19 protein-coding genes and 1 tRNA gene are annotated in these 16,699 nt (G+C 55.5%); 10 read left to right on the forward strand and 10 right to left on the reverse strand.

Going from position 1 to position 16,699, the window contains the following annotated elements; all coding sequences use genetic code 11:
* Positions 1–42: 42 nt before the first annotated feature.
* Both ETA_RS08160 and mtfA read right to left on the reverse strand, forming a co-directional pair.
* Positions 43–118, reverse strand: a tRNA-Asn gene (locus ETA_RS08160).
* A gap of 101 nt (positions 119–219) precedes the next feature.
* Positions 220–1,002 carry a DgsA anti-repressor MtfA gene (gene mtfA / locus ETA_RS08165; protein ID WP_012441150.1) on the reverse strand — a complete coding sequence of 261 codons (783 nt, stop codon included), beginning with the start codon at positions 1,000–1,002 and terminating at the stop codon, positions 220–222.
* Positions 1,003–1,508: 506 nt separating this feature from the next.
* Between mtfA and ETA_RS08170 the strand changes: the two genes are divergently transcribed.
* Positions 1,509–2,198, forward strand: coding sequence for a phosphohydrolase (locus ETA_RS08170; protein ID WP_012441151.1), 690 nt, complete (start codon positions 1,509–1,511; stop codon positions 2,196–2,198).
* 81 nt (positions 2,199–2,279) lie between these two features.
* On the opposite strand, the gene ETA_RS08175 is transcribed toward ETA_RS08170, so the two are convergent.
* Positions 2,280–3,875: a methyl-accepting chemotaxis protein gene (locus ETA_RS08175; RefSeq protein WP_042958817.1), complete on the reverse strand. Its 1,596-nt coding sequence runs from the start codon at positions 3,873–3,875 to the stop codon at positions 2,280–2,282.
* A 116-nt stretch (positions 3,876–3,991) separates the two neighbouring features.
* Positions 3,992–4,651, reverse strand: a complete 660-nt coding sequence (locus ETA_RS08180) for an epoxyqueuosine reductase QueH (protein ID WP_012441153.1) — start codon at positions 4,649–4,651, stop codon at positions 3,992–3,994.
* 154 nt (positions 4,652–4,805) lie between these two features.
* On the opposite strand from ETA_RS08180, the gene ETA_RS08185 reads away from it, so the two are divergent.
* Positions 4,806–6,215, forward strand: a complete 1,410-nt coding sequence (locus tag ETA_RS08185) for a DNA cytosine methyltransferase (RefSeq protein WP_012441154.1) — start codon at positions 4,806–4,808, stop codon at positions 6,213–6,215.
* A gap of 72 nt (positions 6,216–6,287) precedes the next feature.
* Entirely contained in the window at positions 6,288–6,755 is a 468-nt protein-coding gene (locus ETA_RS08190; protein WP_012441155.1) for a very short patch repair endonuclease, read from the forward strand.
* A 4-nt stretch (positions 6,756–6,759) separates the two neighbouring features.
* Here ETA_RS08190 and yedA read toward each other — a convergent pair whose 3' ends face one another.
* Entirely contained in the window at positions 6,760–7,674 is a 915-nt protein-coding gene (gene yedA / locus ETA_RS08195) for a drug/metabolite exporter YedA (protein WP_012441156.1), read from the reverse strand.
* A 165-nt stretch (positions 7,675–7,839) separates the two neighbouring features.
* Here yedA and ETA_RS08200 point away from each other — a divergent pair, with 165 nt between their 5' ends.
* Genes ETA_RS08200 through ETA_RS20565 form a run of 3 tightly spaced genes read left to right on the forward strand, consistent with a single transcriptional unit; the run spans position 7,840 to position 9,205 of the window.
* Positions 7,840–8,109: a hypothetical protein gene (locus tag ETA_RS08200; RefSeq protein ID WP_042958820.1), complete on the forward strand. Its 270-nt coding sequence runs from the start codon at positions 7,840–7,842 to the stop codon at positions 8,107–8,109.
* A 17-nt stretch (positions 8,110–8,126) separates the two neighbouring features.
* Positions 8,127–9,038 (forward strand): DUF808 domain-containing protein, encoded by a 912-nt coding sequence (locus ETA_RS08205; protein WP_012441157.1) that lies wholly within the window; start codon positions 8,127–8,129, stop codon positions 9,036–9,038.
* 35 nt (positions 9,039–9,073) lie between these two features.
* A complete protein-coding gene (locus ETA_RS20565) occupies positions 9,074–9,205 on the forward strand; it encodes a hypothetical protein (protein ID WP_269446406.1) in 132 nt (43 codons plus the stop codon).
* Between the two features lie 423 nt (positions 9,206–9,628).
* Here ETA_RS20565 and ETA_RS08210 read toward each other — a convergent pair whose 3' ends face one another.
* Positions 9,629–9,952, reverse strand: a complete 324-nt coding sequence (locus tag ETA_RS08210) for a DUF6388 family protein (RefSeq protein ID WP_012441158.1) — start codon at positions 9,950–9,952, stop codon at positions 9,629–9,631.
* A gap of 89 nt (positions 9,953–10,041) precedes the next feature.
* Between ETA_RS08210 and ETA_RS20570 the strand changes: the two genes are divergently transcribed.
* Together ETA_RS20570 and yedD are read left to right on the forward strand one after the other, a co-directional pair.
* Positions 10,042–10,167, forward strand: a complete 126-nt coding sequence (locus ETA_RS20570) for a hypothetical protein (protein ID WP_269446407.1) — start codon at positions 10,042–10,044, stop codon at positions 10,165–10,167.
* Positions 10,168–10,210: 43 nt separating this feature from the next.
* Entirely contained in the window at positions 10,211–10,612 is a 402-nt protein-coding gene (yedD, locus tag ETA_RS08215; RefSeq protein ID WP_012441159.1) for a lipoprotein YedD, read from the forward strand.
* Between the two features lie 67 nt (positions 10,613–10,679).
* Here the strand turns inward: yedD and amyA are convergent, their stop codons facing one another.
* The 4 genes from amyA to fliD form a co-directional block, all read right to left on the reverse strand.
* Positions 10,680–12,176 carry an alpha-amylase gene (gene amyA, locus ETA_RS08220; RefSeq protein WP_012441160.1) on the reverse strand — a complete coding sequence of 499 codons (1,497 nt, stop codon included), beginning with the start codon at positions 12,174–12,176 and terminating at the stop codon, positions 10,680–10,682.
* Between the two features lie 118 nt (positions 12,177–12,294).
* Entirely contained in the window at positions 12,295–12,663 is a 369-nt protein-coding gene (gene fliT, locus ETA_RS08225) for a flagella biosynthesis regulatory protein FliT (protein WP_012441161.1), read from the reverse strand.
* Between the two features lie 11 nt (positions 12,664–12,674).
* On the reverse strand, positions 12,675–13,073 hold the full coding sequence (fliS, locus tag ETA_RS08230; RefSeq protein ID WP_012441162.1) for a flagellar export chaperone FliS: 399 nt from the start codon (positions 13,071–13,073) through the stop codon (positions 12,675–12,677).
* Between the two features lie 12 nt (positions 13,074–13,085).
* A complete protein-coding gene (gene fliD / locus ETA_RS08235; protein ID WP_012441163.1) occupies positions 13,086–14,489 on the reverse strand; it encodes a flagellar filament capping protein FliD in 1,404 nt (467 codons plus the stop codon).
* A gap of 278 nt (positions 14,490–14,767) precedes the next feature.
* Between fliD and ETA_RS08240 the strand changes: the two genes are divergently transcribed.
* The gene (locus ETA_RS08240) at positions 14,768–15,610 is read left to right on the forward strand and encodes a flagellin N-terminal helical domain-containing protein (protein WP_012441164.1); all 843 of its coding nucleotides are present in this window, start codon (positions 14,768–14,770) and stop codon (positions 15,608–15,610) included.
* A 72-nt stretch (positions 15,611–15,682) separates the two neighbouring features.
* The gene (locus tag ETA_RS08245; protein WP_012441165.1) at positions 15,683–16,651 is read left to right on the forward strand and encodes an HNH endonuclease signature motif containing protein; all 969 of its coding nucleotides are present in this window, start codon (positions 15,683–15,685) and stop codon (positions 16,649–16,651) included.
* The last annotated feature ends 48 nt before the right edge of the window (positions 16,652–16,699 follow it).

The following is a 16,699-nucleotide window of genomic DNA, read 5'->3' on the forward strand; positions in this document are numbered from 1 at the left end:
AGCAAAAAACCAGACGCCGTCAGGCATCTGGTTTCTTAAATCTGGCTCCTCTGACTGGACTCGAACCAGTGACATACGGATTAACAGTCCGCCGTTCTACCGACTGAACTACAGAGGAATCGTGTGAACGAGGCGAATAGTAGCGATCCGCTGTCTGACTGTCAACAGTAAAAAACGGGCTGGTTTTCAACTGGCTACGTTTTAAACCTATTCGGTTGATTACTGAACGGCTGATGTTGTGTTGTCCTGCTGTAGCCGCTGCCACGGGTCCTGACGATAAAACCGGCAGAAACGTTGGTATAGCGCCGGAAAACGGGTGATAAACAGTTCGGGAGCGCTAAAAAAATATTCGGAGAGCACGGCGAAGCATTCGGCCGGGTCGCTGGCCGCATAGGGATCAATACTGGCGGCGGCTGCCCCTACGATGTCCGATTCATCCCCAATCTGGATCATCGCGGCGTGCAGATCGCGTTCCCAGCCGGTGACTTCGCGTAGCGCAATGGGCGGCACCCCGTTCGCTTCGCCACTGCCGCGCGCATCCAGTTTATGTGCGACCTCGTGGATGACCAGGTTGTAGCCGGAACGGTCAAAAGAATCCTGAATATCCAGCCAGTTGAGAACAATCGGGCCCTGCTGCCAGCTCTGCCCGGCCTGTACCATGCGCTCACGATGTACCAAACCAAACTCATCCTGCCATTCGTCATCGACCACGAAGGGATCAGGGTAAATCAGGACTTCATGAAAACCGTCCAGCCATTCATAGCCCAGGTGCAGCACCGGAAGACAGAACAATAATGCCAGGCGGCAGCGATTAAGCCGATCGAGCTGCAATTCCTGCAAGAGGATCAGGCTTTTCTGGCGTAAAAAACGCGCGGCAAGCTGGCGCAACTCCTGACTTTCCGCCGCGCTAAGGGAGGACAGTAACGGGATGTCCAGTGCCTGTTGCCAGGGCAGCCCGGCGTCCAGCGCATCGTTTTGACTTTTCCACGGCCACTTAATCATCTGTCCTCACTGTGATTCAAAAGGATGGCGAATATCTGCCCTCAGGCAGGCTCAAATTCAATAACCCAAGTGCTGAGATCCGCCTCCCGCCTGAGTATATTGCGCTTAAAATAAAGCCTGCATACATTTTAGACTTTTTAGAGTAATGACCCTACGCCATTATTGCGATGTTTTATGCCAACACAGGGTTTTAAGATGAAACACTCGTCAGGTAATGTTGGAAAAAATGACGGCTGCGAAAAATCGTTTCAGGTATTCCCTGGGGCTGAACGATCCGGGTTAGCGAGTCTTTATCGGCTATTACGTGATGGTTAATGCGCATTCAGCATGATCATTACCCGGCGAAAACGGCTGAAATACGGCGCTGACATAAAAATTGATGTGATAACCTCCGAACAAACGTTATAAGTTTGATGTGGATCTGATTATGCCGTCGATATGGCTACCGGCTGAAAAGGGCCCATCGCTAAAGACATCTCAAAAGTTTAAACAATAAGGAGAAGTCCATGACGCTGATTCAGTGGCAATCACGTTTCGAACACTGGCTGAATGAAAGCTGGCAGCATGATGATAAAGCCCATGACGTGGCACACCTCAAGCGGGTCTGGCAAACGGCGCAGCGCATCATGCAAAGCACGCCGGCCGATGAGCTGGTCGTGATGGCCGGCTGCTACTTTCACGATATTGTGAACCTGGCGAAGGATCATCCGCAGCGTCACCTGGCCTCAGCCCAGGCGGCTGTTGAAACGCGCCGCATTTTGCAGCAGGTATTCCCGGATTTTCCCTCTGACAAAATTGATGCGGTAGCGCATGTCGTGCACGCGCACAGCTTCAGTGCGGCGGTGGTGGCAGAAACCATCGAGGCTAAAATCGTTCAGGATGCAGACCGGCTCGAGTCTCTTGGCGCGATCGGTCTTGCGCGCGTATTTTACGTTTCTGGCGCGTTAGGGCGGGCATTATTTGACAGCAGCGATCCGCTTGGGCGCGAGCGCCCGCTGGACGATGCGCAGTGGGCGCTGGATCATTTTCAAAAAAAGCTCCTCACGCTACCGGACACCATGCAAACCGTGGAGGGTAAGCACCTTGCGCAATATAACGCTGATTTCCTGGTGACCTATATGGCGAAACTGTGTGCGGAACTGAAAGGGGATTTTTACGCGCTGGACGAAAGCGTGCTGGCCGAGTTTGCGCGTTAACAACTGAAGCATCATTCACCCCGCCAGCAGGCCGTTTCCCTGCCTGGCGTTCCCATTTACCGGGGAACGCAATCTCATCAACTACAGGACAAATTGACTCACGCTACGTGACAATCTGGCCGCATGATTCACCAGGAGTTCAGACGTTTCAGCGTTGCGGTGAGTTAAACGCTCGCTCTCTTTTACCTGTTGATTCAGGCGGTCGATCTCCTGTGCGATAGCATTGACTCGTCGACTCTGCGCATCAGCATTCTGCTGGAGTTCACTTAATACGCTGACAACGCCCGTCACCGCGGCGGCAATCTGATGGTACAGCCCATCCAGCGTTTGAACCTGATGGAAACCGCTGTCGATATGCTGATGGGTATTGTCGATCAGCCCGTCAATGGTTCGCGTCGAGGCGCTACTCTTTTCGGACAGCAGGCCAATCTCTTTGGCCACAATAGAGAAACTGCGTCCGTAGACGCCCGCATGGGCAGATTCAATGGCCGCGTTCAGCGCCAGCAGCTTGGTTTGCAGAGAAATCCCCTCAAGCAAGGTGACGAAACTGGCAATTTCACCTGACGCAGCAACAATCTGCCGCATCTGTGTTTCAACCGCCGCGACCACCTTGCCGCAGCGCTGGGCCAGGTGGTCGGCGGCCTGAACTTCGCGCGTGGCGTGATGGGTGAACTCAACGCTGTGACCGACCTCCTGCGCCACCCTGTTGAGGCGCTGGCTGATATGATTGAACGCCTGTATCTGCTGCTGATGCCGGGCGCTGAACTCGTCATTTTGCTGGGCCATGCATCCGGCGCTGTTATGAACCGCGCTCGAGATGGCGTTGATTTCCCCAACGATATGCTGCAACCCCAGCTGCATCGCGCTGACGCTTGCCGTTAATCGGTGGATTTCGCTCGACTGAAAACCGCCATCGTCTGGCCGCCGTGAAATATCCCCGGTGGCAATCTGCGCCAGCCGGTCAGAAACGCGGTCAAGCGGCAGGATCACCCCGCGCAGTAACATTGCGCCACCCAGCAGCAGCAGGGTTCCCAATAGGGCTGAAATGGCCACCGCCAGGTTGCGGTTGCCGGTCAGTGAAGAAAGAGTCAGTCGATTCAAATCAGCAGCCTGCCGGTTGGCCTGTGCCAGAGTCTGGTAGTACGCCTCATTGAAACCTTGCGAAAAGGCCTGCATCGGAACCCTAAAGAAAGCGTCAATGTCTTTGGCGTTAAGCCCCTTGAGCTGTTCCTGGAGCCCGTCGGCGAGCAGCATAAAGTTCTGCGTCAGCGCGCCGTCTGTCGCTACGGGATATTGCTCAAAAAGCTGGCGTGCGCGGTTAAGAGAGGTTTGCGCGGCTTCGGCGAGGCTTTTCCAGCTATCAACCGATCCGGTCTGATTATCCTGCATCAGAAATATGCCCGCACGATGGCTGTTATCACTGGCGCTCAACAGTTCGCTGCGGGTTTTATCCAGTAGGGCCTGGCGCTGCGACAGCTGATGCGCTTCGGCCACGTTGGCGCTGGTGGTGGTCACAAGGCGAGTGAGCAGCAGAATACTCACGCCCTGAACCAGGCTAAAAATGACCAGAAACAGGATAAACCCTCCGCGCAGACTTTTGAGCCAGGCGGGGAGGCGGAGCTTAAGACGTGGGCGCGTGAGCAGACGGAGCAGGGGGGAAAGGGTTAACAGTGACATAATACATCCCGAAAAATAAATGAGAGTATTGGCTGCCATTATGTCACTGATATTACGGCTAAAATTGAAAGCGTTAAAACGGTGCGATATCTGCCGTTAAGGCAAATTCCTTCAGGCTATTCCGCCTGGTCGTCACCGTAATAGAGCACGCCCAGTTTAATTAACGGACGCCCCTGGCTTTTACGATGCAGATTGGTGTCACGTAACGAATAGACGCAGCCGCAGTATTCCTGCTGATAGAAACGTTCACGTTTACTGATCTCAATCATGCGCGCAGAGCCGCCTTTCTTACGCCAGTTATAGTCCCAATAGCTGATGCCCGGGTAGGGCGCGGCGGCGCGATCGCCGCAGTCGTTAATCTGCTGCATGTTTTTCCAGCGCGATATGCCCAGAGAGCTGGAAATGACCGGGAAATCATTTTCCCACGCGTAGAGCGCGGTACGTTCAAAGCGCATATCGAAACACATGGTGCAGCGCACGCCACGTTCCGGCTCCATCTCCATGCCTTTCGCACGTTCAAACCAGTTATCGCTATCGTAGTCGGCATCGACAAAGGGGATGCCGTGCTGTTCAGCAAAACGGATGTTTTCCTCTTTGCGCAGCAGATATTCTTTTTGCGGGTGAATATTGGGATTGTAGAAGAAAATCGTGTAGTCAATCCCGGATGCCTGCAGGGCCTCCATCACTTCGCCGGAACAGGGAGCACAGCAGGAGTGCAGCAGGAGTTTTTTTGCATCGTTGGGCAGCGTTAGCAGGTCGCGTTGTGGTGTGCTCATGGGAACAGTTCCAATACTATGAATAAAACCGCATCATTGTAGTCGCCCCCTGGCCTGCTGTCATTACCCTTCATCATATCAGCGGTGAATTATCCTGGTGATGTGTCAATGAAATGCTATGCTGGCACGCGATTATCCCTTTTATCGAGCGATTATGAGTAACTTTGACCGCCTGACTGCCGAGCTGGCCCAACAGGCACAGGTGCATGCACAGCATAAAGAAGAGCAGGACCGACAGCTTTTACAGCGCGTGCTGGAGATTTACGATCGGAAAACCGTGGCGGCTACGCTACGCAAGGTCAGCCAGCGTGAATGGACGCGCGAGTCTGTCAACCGCTGGATAAAAGGCAGCAGGTGTTACCCCCTGACGGAGGCCGAAGTCAGTATGCTCGGCAGCATGCTGCCCGCACCTCCCGTGCATCATCCTGATTATGCGTTTCGCTTTATCGATCTGTTTGCCGGGATCGGCGGCATACGCAGCGGTTTTGAAGCGATTGGCGGTCAGTGCGTATTTACCAGCGAATGGAACAAGCACTCGGTGCGGACCTACAAAGCCAACTGGTACTGTGATGAAACGCAGCACCGTTTTAACCAGGACATCCGCGATGTGACGTTAAGCGGCGATCCGCAGGTTGACGATCGCGAGGCCTATCAGCATATTCAGCAGCAGATACCCGACCACGACGTGCTGCTGGCGGGTTTTCCCTGCCAGCCCTTCTCGCTGGCGGGCGTGTCGAAGAAAAACGCGCTGGGGCGTGCGCACGGCTTTGAATGCGAAGCGCAGGGAACGCTGTTTTTTGACGTGGCGCGCATTATCACGGCCAAGAAGCCGGCGATCTTCGTGTTGGAAAACGTTAAAAACCTGAAAAGCCACGATAAAGGCAATACCTTCCGCATTATTATGGCCACGCTGGACGAGCTGGGCTACGAGGTGGCGGATGCCGATATCGTTGGGCCGCAGGACCCGAAAATCGTTGACGGCAAACATTTTTTGCCGCAGCACCGTGAGCGTATCGTTCTGGTCGGCTTTCGTCGCGATCTCCAGCTGCCCGCCTTCAGCCTTAGCTTATTACCTGCACTTTACCCACGTCAGCGAACCCCGTTAAACGCGCTGCTTGATAGTCAGGTCGAGGAAAAATATATTCTCACGCCGACCTTGTGGAAATACCTTTATCACTATGCCAAGAAACACCAGGCGCGGGGTAACGGGTTTGGTTACGGTCTGGTGGACCCGGCGCTTGAAAATGGCGTGGTGCGCACGCTGTCGGCGCGTTACTACAAAGACGGGTCGGAGATCCTTATCGATCGCGGCTGGAATAAGGCGTTAGGCGAGCAGGATTTCGATAATGCCGACAACCAGCAGCGCCGACCGCGCCGTTTGACGCCGCGCGAATGCGCAAGGTTGATGGGCTTCGAGCAGCCCGGAGCGCAGACCTTCCGCATTCCGGTTTCGGATACCCAGGCCTATCGCCAGTTTGGCAACTCGGTGGTGGTTCCCGCCTTTGCCGCCGTGGCAAAACTGTTACTGCCGTGGATCGAGCAGGCGGTGCGTAAACGTCGTTGAAACAGGCCGTAGTGCCGTCACTGCCGGGCGAGACTTAGCTATACTTATCGTCATCATCAAAGGAATACCAAGATGGCCGACGTTCACACCTCTGAGGTGCGCAGTAAGAACATGCGCGCCATCCGCACCCGCGATACCGCCATTGAACGGCACCTTGCTGCCCTGTTGACAGACCTCGGTTTGCATTATCGGTTGCAGGACAAAACGCTGCCCGGTCGGCCAGACTTTATCCTGCCAGAGTGGCGGGCGATTATTTTCGTCCACGGCTGTTTCTGGCATGGCCATCACTGTCATCTGTTCAAATTACCCGCAACGCGTACGGCGTTCTGGCAGGGAAAAATTGACAGCAATATCGCCCGCGATCGTCGCCACGTTGAAGAGCTGACGGCCAGCGGCTGGCGGGTGCTGCTGGTATGGGAATGCGCGATGCGTGGGAAAACCCGGCTGGAGCAACGGGCGATAAGCTCGCGTCTGGAGGAGTGGATCTGCGCCGCTGTCGGCAACGGCGAGATCGACGAATGCGGTATTCGTCAGCTGTAAGCGATTAAGGCTCGCAGGGTTTAACGACGGGCTTCGCCGGGACCAGGTATTTCCCCAGCGTCACCAGGATCACCGCAGATACGATAATTCCAAGCGCCAGCCATTCGCGTCCCGACAGACTTTCCCCCGCAAAGGCAATACCCAGCAGCACCGCAACCACCGGATTCACGTAGGCATAACTGGTGGCGATTGCCGGGCTGACGTTGCGGATCAGAAACATATACGCGCTGATGGCAATCACCGAACCGAACAGGCTCAGGTAGCCGAGCGCCATGATGCCGCTAAGCGAGGGGGACTGCGTCAGTTGTTCGCCGCTGATAAGGCTTGCCGTCAATAACACGATGCCCGCAGCCAGCATTTCAATGGCGCCGGCCATCATACCGAGCGGCAGATTAACCCGCGACCCCCAGACTGAACCAAACGCCCAGCTCAAAGAACCGACCAGGATCATCAATGCCGCCCAGGGATTACCGGCCAGATGGCCTCCGCTGTTCAGCAGGATTATCCCCGACAGCCCGATGCCGATGCCCAGCCACTCAATCCACCGGGTAGCGATACCAAAAAGACGGCTAAAACACATGGCGAACAGCGGTACGGTCGCCACCATCACCGCCGCCAGCCCCGAGGGAACGTGCTGATGCTCGGCCACGGTAACGGCGCCGTTGCCCATTGCCAGCAGCAGTACGCCGACCACCGCCGCGTTCGCGGCAGCGTGCAGGGAAGGGAGTTTCTCACCCCGCAGCAGCAGCACGGCCAACAGCACGCCTCCTGCCAGCAAAAAACGCAGTCCGGCCATCATCATCGGCGGCCAGCTTTCGACGCCGATGCGAATAACCAGGTAGGTGGATCCCCAAATAAAGTAGAGGGCAAACAGGGCTGCGATCAGCGGCAGCACGTTGGGCGCGCGGCGTAACGTCATGTCAGGGGCTCATTCCCGAAGCCAATCGGGTTATCAGAATGTTATGTGGCAGGAAGTTTGCCACTCATTGGCGCAGCAGACGTAATTATTTTTACAAAATTTGCACTCGTTGCGCATAATTGTTTAGATCGAGCTCTTTCTTATTCGGCCAGTCAAAGGTGGGCTATGGGCAGTATCAAACTGACGGTAAGGCGTTTATATAAACTGAGCGGCGAACGCATGGTGGATACCCAGGCCACGGCGCGAATTTATGTAGGCGAACATTTGATAGCTACCGAACGGATCGGCGGAATGACGGAAAGCCCGGTTAGCAAGTATCTGCACCATGCGCACCCACCGGGTCAGCCGGTACGAGTTGAATGGGACTGTGACGGCATCGCCGATATGGCGGTGACAGAAATCGAGCGGTGCCCCTGTTGTCAATATGATGAATAAGAATAAGGAATGAGATTTTGGCTGGAAGTAGCTTACTGACCTTACTGGATGACATTGCCACATTGTTGGATGATGTGGCCGTGATGGGCAAAGTGGCGGCAAAGAAAACCGCCGGCGTACTGGGTGATGACCTCTCGCTGAACGCACAGCAGGTTAGCGGGGTTAAGGCCAACCGCGAACTGCCGGTGGTGTGGGCCGTGGCGAAGGGATCGTTCCTTAATAAGCTCATCCTGGTGCCGCTGGCGCTGTTGATTAGCGCATTCGCCCCCTGGGCCATTACTCCGCTGCTGATGATAGGGGGCGCGTACCTGTGCTATGAAGGCGTGGAAAAAGTCCTGCACAGCCTGCATAAAGACAAAAGTCAGGAAACGCCAGAGATGCGTGAACAGCGGCTGCTTAAGGCCGCGCAGCAGGACCCGCGCGCTTTTGAAAACAAGAAGGTCAAAGGCGCAGTGCGCACTGACTTTATCCTGTCTGCAGAGATTGTGGCGATCACCCTGGGTATTGTCTCCGAGGCACCGTTACTTAATCAGGTGATTATCCTGGCGGGCGTGGCCATTCTGGTTACCATTGGCGTTTATGGCATTGTGGCCGGTATCGTAAAAATTGACGATCTCGGCATGTGGCTGAAGCAAAAAAGCGCCGCGTCCGCGCAGGCGATAGGCGGGGTATTGCTGGCTGCTGCCCCCTGGCTGATGAAAATCCTGACGGTAGTCGGCACCCTGGCGATGTTCCTGGTGGGTGGGGGGATTATCGTGCACGGCGTGCCGCAGTTCCATCACCCGATCGCTGAGTTCAGCGCGCAGACGCACGGCCTGATGGCCGCCGCGATCGACAACCTGGCCAACCTGGTTCTGGGCTTTGTCGTGGGGTCGATTGTGCTGTGCGTGGTAAATCTGATTGCCAAAATACGCCAGAAATCCGTATAAAGGCAGGCTAAAGGCTTTGATAAGTGAGGATGATGATGCAAGACGATATTTTTGAGTTTGATATCGATGCCCAGCTGGAACAGGCTCGCGCTCGCGCCGAACAGAAAGCGGCTGAAGTGCCTGCCGACCTGGGTGATGAAGCCGACTGTGAGGGCTGTAAAATCTAGCGCTGAAATGCGATGGGTTTCACATAAAAAGCGAGCGCTCCGACGGCTCGCTTTTTTTATTTCCAGCTTTTCAGAGGCTAAATAAATAACCGGTGCTTTACCTCGCGTTGGCGGGGTAAATAACGGGAAGATGCTATACCTGATAGTGAATAAGCCGATAGGGAGGTATGAGCCTGACCGTGAGCGTGGGCCTGCAACGATCGTGACGGGCTTTGCCGGTGGTAGGGTCGAATGTTGCTGGTACGACGGCTTCAGGGGGCGGAGCGAGGCGTATCCTGAGGAGACGCTGTTGCCTCAACGGCTGCCGCAGGCCTGTCTGGCAAACGGGGCGGGACATCGGGCGCTGCGGGGATCGCACTGACGCCGCCGTCAACCGCGCTTCATTAACCCCACGCGCTGTTGTTGGCGTGGGAAGTTCTTCTTCTAAAGTTCGTTTTTAATACAAAACTCTTCCCAGCTCATTCCCAGCGCCTCGGCGTGGGTATGCAGATATTTTTCAATCGCCGCCACCATCACCTCTTTATCCGGCTCGGCCAGCTGAATGGCAAACAGCATGCCGTCGAGTTTCTTTTCCCGCACCCAGGCCGCATAGGCGCGATCTTTCTGCATTGACTGCAGCTGTTCCAGGCTCATGCCGAGCGTGGCGGCCTGTTCGCCTGTCAGATTTTCAATACCGGACTTCAGCGTTGGGTGTGCCTCAAGAAACAGCTCTTTGGCGATGGCGTAATATTCTTCAACGGTTTTCATAGCGGTTCTGCCTGGATAAGTGCCTGGATAGATACGGGCCATAGTGTACACGGGGCGCGGAGAGGGCGAAAGTCGGCCGCGGGTCGGCCATGATGCTGACGGTAAACCGTCGCCGGAAAAGCGCATTGCTGGCGCGTTTATTTTCTCTGATGAAAGCGCGTAATAAGCAGAAAGATGGACGTAATGCGGTTCAAGTCTTGCGGCAGGGCAGGTAAAAATTATAACTTATCGCGTAACTAAGAAAATCAGGATAAAAGAATGAAAAAGTGGATTATCGCAACGGTAGGAGCCATGATTCTGAGTGGCTGCGCAGAGCTGCCGAACTATGCCAGCGCGGTGAAAACGCCCGCGCCGGCCGAACTGGTTGGCAACTGGCAAACTCTCGGACCACAGAGCGGTTTGGTCAGTAACCAGGCGAAAGCCAGCCTGATCATCACCGCAGAAGGCGATACCCTTGACTGCCGCCAGTGGCAGCGCGTGCTGGCGAAGCCCGGTAAACTGACCCGGGCTGACGATCGCTGGGTTAACGTTAACACGCAGCAGCGCGTAATGCCGCTGGAGCTGGACGGTGCCGAACTGCATTACGACCGGCTTATTTTACAGAAAGTTGCGCAACCCACGGCGGAATGCCAGCAGCGGCTGAACGCGCTGAAGAAGTAAGCGTCATATGCGCGCCGTCCGGCGCGCATATCGTCTTTTATGCTGCCGTCGCCTGGCGAGGTCGTTTTCACGCCGTGGCAGGCGACTCGACGGGTACCCAAAGGCTGACGCTGCCCGGCTGGCAGCGAAATACGGCGCTGCCCAGCTGGTCGCTGCTTATCCTGCCCTCTTCGTGGCCAAGGAAGTCATACCACTCTCTGCCGGCGAACGTTTCTCCCAGCGCCAGGGTTTTTTCTCCCGCTTCACCATTGGACATAATGACCACGCAACCGGGGAGGTCCTCCGTGCCGCTGCGCGCGAAAGCGATGCAGTTAGGATGATCAAACCATTCGCTTTGCGCTCCGTGGGCATAGCGCTGCCTGGCGCGCACCAGCGCCTCAAGTTCAGGTATTACCGGGATATCAATTTTATACTGCTCGCCGTCACCGCCCTCATCCTCGTAGCTGGCACCAAACAGGTCAGGGTAAAACAGCGCCGGAACACCATTTTCACGCAGCAGGATCAGCGCGTAGGCCAGCGGCTTAAACCAGCTTTCTACCGGCGCTTCCAGCGCCTGGAGCGGCTGGGTATCGTGGTTGGCCACGATGGTAACCGCATGCCAAGGATCGGCCGCCACCAGCGTGCCGGTGAAGATCTGGCTGAGATCGTAGTCAGCCCCCTGTTTGGACGCATTGTGGAAATTCATCTGTAGCGGAGCGTCAAACAGCATGGTTTTGCCGTCGACCTGATGAATATACTGTTGCAGTTTATCCACCTCGTGCGACCAGTACTCCGCGACGATAAACAGCGGCGCTTCGGCCACCTCCTGCACGTGCTCAATCCACTCCTTGTAGAACCAGGCGGGGATATGCTTCACCGCGTCGAGGCGAAAACCGCTACAGTGCACTTCATCCATTACCCAGCGCGCCCAGTACTTCAGCTCTTCGGCTACCGCGTTATTGCGGAAATCGATATTCGCGCCCATCAGATAATCGAAATTGCCCAGTTCGTCATCGACCTGCTGGTTCCAGCCTTCGGCGGTGTAGTCATTGACGATTTTAAACACGCCGTTTTCATCAGGATTTTCGATATGATCGACGCCGCTAAAACACCTGTAGTCCCAGACAAACTGCGAATACTGCCCGCCACGCGCCGGGAAGGTAAAGCGCGTCCAGGCCTCGGCCTCCAGCACATCGGGATCGATATCCTCGCGGTTATCCGGGTTAACCCGGTTGACCTGCACCTGCTCTTTTTCGTCGGCGCCCATTTTATGATTCAGCACCACGTCGAGCAGCACCCCCACGCCGTGGGCTTTCAGCGTTTCTACCGCGTGCTGCAGCTGCCGTTTGTCGCCGTATTTGGTGGCGCGCGAACCTTTTTGATCGAACTCTCCCAGATCAAACAGATCGTAGCTGTCGTAGCCAACCGAATAGCCGCCGGATTCGCCCTTATACGGTGGGGGCAGCCAGACGGCGCTGATACCTATTTCCGCCAGCCACGGGGCGCGATCGGCCGCTTCCGGCCAGAGTTTACCGCCGGTCGGGTAATACCAGTGAAAAAACTGCAACAGCGTGGGATTGTGCATAGACCTGTTCCATTTTCAACCGATGTGAAAATGAAGTATGCGCGACGGCGGAAGAAAAGCGCGGGCCGGCGCGAATTTATTTTTTTCGCGCTGACCGGGCGGCGGTGACGGCTTTTTTTTAGCCGCTAATGCGGGTAGGAAACAGCACCACGCCGGCGCTTTTGCTGTAGGCGTTATTCACTGACTTCTGACGGCTGTTCTGCTGCATCAGGGTGGCAATTTCATCCTGGCGGTACTTGAGCAGCTTTTTAACTTCCGTCTCATTATCAAGAATATGGCGCAGCACGGGGCGCAGCCGATCGTGAGTTTGAGGTGTGATCTGCTGATGCGGCATCGCCTGCGCCAGCTTTTCCACCGCGCCGAGGTAGTGATTCACTTCACTGTCGATCAGTTCTTCCCACTGATTATTTGCCGCCAGACGCAGCATGCATTGACTGTGGGTTAAAATATCCTGATACAGCGCGAACAGATACTGGGCACTATTCATGTTAGAGCGTCCTAAACCAGAGCGGTAGTGCCAGACACCTCTTTCCAGGCGTCGGCGATATTGCGCAGCAGCGCTTCAACTTCTTCAATGCCTTCGGCATCGTTATCCAGGTTAGCGCGCAGCAGTCGATGCACCATATAGCGGTACAGTTCGGCCAGGTTGCGCGTTAGCTCGTCCTCGCTGGTGTCATCCACGCCCAGCTTCAGGCCGTTATCAATAATGTTAATCGCCTTAGAAAGCGACTCGCCTTTTTTCACCGTATTCCCTTCCAGCAAAAACAGGCGGGCGCGCACCAGGGCGCTAAGCGCCCCGTCAAACAGCAGGGTAATCAGCTGCTCGTTACTGGCACTCATTACCGCACTTTCTACGCCGATTTTTGCATAGGCTTTGGTACCGCTGGCGCTATACATGTTGGCTCCTTACTAGCTACTTGATTTGCTTGAATTATCGAACTGCGCCGTCAGATAATCGCTGGTGCTGTTCAGTTTACTGACGGTGAGATCCAGCGCGGTAAACTGCTTTTTTAAGCGCGCGATGGTGGCGTCAATACGGTCGCTCACCTTAGTGTATTGCGCGCTCAGGCTGGTCAGAGTTTTGCTGACGCCATCTTTCGCCGTTTGAATTTCACCGCTGCTGGATAACCATCCGGTCAGGCTGGTGGCCATCTTGCTTGCAATACCGGTGGTTTTGCCATCGCCGACAATCATCGCCTTGATGCCGTCCGGGTCTTTGGTTACCGCCGCATCGAGCGCCGTGGTGTCGGTTTTCAGCTTGCCGCTGGTCGGATCGGAGGTAATACCGATCTGCGACAGCGACTTGAAGGTCGAGGTGCTGGCGGTGTTGGTTAACATCTGCTTCATCTGCGACTGTATGTTGCGCAGGGTGCTGTCACCGAGCAGGGGGCCGTTGCTGCTGTCCTGGGTGGCGGTATTGGTTTTTACCGCGGTGTACTTGGTCAGGGTATTAAATGTGTCCAGCAGGGTGTTATAAGCCGTCGCCCAGTCGGCAATCGCCGTCGCGGTGGCGCTGCTGTCCTTGCTGATGGTCAGCGTCTGGTTACCGCTGGTCACGTCGCTAAGATTAAGGGTGATCCCTTCCAGCGCATCGCTGATATTGTTGCTGCTGCTCTCTATCTCAACGTTGTTTACCGACAGTTTGGCATTCTGCGCCGCAACGCTCTGCGTGAGGTTACTGCTGCCTGTGCCACTGTAGTTAAGCATACTCTGCAAGGTGCTATCGCCGCTGACGGACAGCGTCATGGCGTTGTCGGTGCCGGTTTTGGCCGAGGTCAGCGACAGACGATAGCTGCCGTCACCGGCTTTAATGATGCTGGCGTTGACGCCTGCGTTGGCCTTATTGATCGCGTCACGAATGCCGGTCAGAGAAGAGTCGGCGGCGCTAATGGAAACGTCCACCGTCTTATCGCTTCCCGCCAGTTTAATCGAGAGGGTGCTGTCGCCGCTGGCCAGCGCGGTGCTGCTGCTGGACTGAACGCCCGTGGTGAGCGTCTGCGCTTTGGCCAGTGAGGTCACGTTAATGCTGTAGCTGCCCGCAGCGGCGGCGGACGTGGTGGTCGCGCTAAAGGCGCCGGAGCTGCTGCTGGTCTTGCTGGCGCTAAACAGGTCGGCGCTGTTCAGCTTGCTGTTGGCGGTCTGAAAGGTTTCCAGCGCGCTTTTCATGGTGCTGTAGGCGCTCAGCTTTGCGGTATAGGCGGTCTGCTGGGTGGAGATCGGTTTTAACGCGTCTTTTTCCGCCGTCTGCAACTTGTCCAGAGTACTACTTAAATCGAGGCCGGAGCCGATACCGAGAGTAGAGATGCTAGCCATGATGTTTTCCTTTTTATCCTGCGCACGGAGTGTGAATACCGTGGTTATCGGCTATCAATGCACAAAGTTTACGATTATTTATCAGGCGGCAATAAAACGAATAGCGGCAGTAAAGAGGGGTATTTCGTGCGGTAGTGGCTGAGAAAAAAAAACGGCGTGAGGCTAAAAAAGTTCTAAAGGTTAGCGCAGGGCAGACGATAACAATTTTGACGGCGATGAAGCCGGGGGCGAATAACCCTAACCAACTTAACTGAAATGATTAAACAGGAAACTTTATCATGGCACAAGTTATCAATACCAACAGCCTCTCGCTGATCACCCAGAACAACATCAACAAAAACCAGTCTGCGCTGTCCTCTTCTATGGAGCGTCTGTCTTCCGGTTCACGTATCACCAGCTCTAAAGACGATGCGGCGGGTCAGGCGATTGCTAACCGCTTCACCTCTAACATCAAGGGTCTGACCCAGGCAGCGCGTAACGCTAACGACGGTATCTCTCTGGCGCAGACCACTGAAGGCGCACTGTCAGAAATCAACAACAACTTGCAGCGTGTACGTGAACTGACCGTTCAGTCTAAAAACGGCACTAACTCCGATTCTGACCTCTCTTCTATCCAGGACGAAATCAAATCCCGTCTGGACGAGATTGACCGCGTATCCGGTCAGACTCAGTTTAACGGCGTTAAAGTCCTGTCTCAGGACACCAGCATGAAAATTCAGGTCGGTGCTAACGATAACGAAACTATCGATATCAACCTGAAAAAAATCGACTCAACCACTCTGGGCCTCGATAAATTCACTGTAGCGACCAAAGAAGCCGATGGTACTACTGCGGTTACCCCTACCGCCGACCCACTGACTACCTTGGACAAAGCTATCGCCAGCGTAGATAAACTGCGTTCAGGCCTGGGTGCGGTACAGAACCGTCTGGATTCAGCGGTGACTAACCTGAACAACACCACCACCAACCTGTCTTCTGCACAGTCACGTATTCAGGATGCGGACTACGCAACTGAAGTGTCTAACATGTCTAAGGCACAGATCATTCAGCAGGCCGGTAACTCAGTGTTGGCGAAAGCGAACCAGGTTCCACAGCAGGTTCTGTCTCTGCTGCAGGGCTAACCGTCGCGTTAACCCCCTTACTGAAATCGTTAAACCCCGCGCTCGCGGGGTTTTTTTTCTCTGGAGTGTTTTATGCGCTTCAATTATGACCTAATCCCCGGGGAACTGCTGCCGTTTGAGGAGATAAACGACCGCTACGGTAAAAAGTATCCCGATGATAAATCGTTAACCGCGCTTGGCCTGCTCAGCCCGTCCACCTCCAGCAAAAACGGGACGATCCGCGCGGTGTTTGCCAGTAAAGACAGCCATATTGCCCAGGAAGACCTGCTGTTTATCAGCCAGGACAACGAGCGCAAAAACTATCTGGCGCGCTTTGAACACTATCTGTTAAGCCAGCAGCGCTTTCTCTATTTTCGTCGCCCGGTGACCCCGGCGCCGTGGAACACCTGGAAGGTGATGGGGGAAAGCCGGGTATTAGCCATGCTCGACCCGGCATCAATCATGGCGCAAAGCCTGCTGCAACAGCGCGGCTACACCCTGACGCTGCTGCGCACCGAAGAAGAGGAAGAGTACTGGCAGCTGTATGACCGCCTGTCGCAGCCCTGTTTTGAATACGCCCGCCAGCTACAGTTTATCGTGGTGCTGACCTCGCCGCTGCTGCCGCCCCCGTCCGGGGTGATGGCCGGAACCCAGGTCGGGCGGCGGGTGAAGGCGCGGCTGTGGCACCGTGCCAGCCATCATGAGTTTACCGCCGCGCTGCGTGAGCGCTACGGGGCCTGCGTGGTGACCGGCACGCGGCTGACCGATGAACAGGCGTGGCCGTGGGTGGAAGCCTGCCATATCGACACGCGCGAGAATGAACAGGGCTTTATGCTGGATAACAGCACGGATAACGGCCTGTTTTTGCGCAGCGATCTGCAACGGCTATTTGCCAGCCGCCGTATGACCATCGATCCTGTTCACGGCAGGGTGCATTTTCGCTGCACGTTACCGCAGGATAGCGCCCTGTTGCCGTTTTATCAGCAGCTGGAAGGTCAGATCTGTGCCCTGTGGGCGCAGGTGCCGCTGGCCACACGCCAGCGGTTGCAAAACAAAATATAACCTGACGGCCCCCCGCGCCAGCGATGCTGACCGCGTGGGGCCGTCGCT

This window comes from Erwinia tasmaniensis Et1/99, assembly GCF_000026185.1.
In the GTDB taxonomy this organism is placed as follows: Bacteria; Pseudomonadota; Gammaproteobacteria; order Enterobacterales; family Enterobacteriaceae; genus Erwinia; species Erwinia tasmaniensis.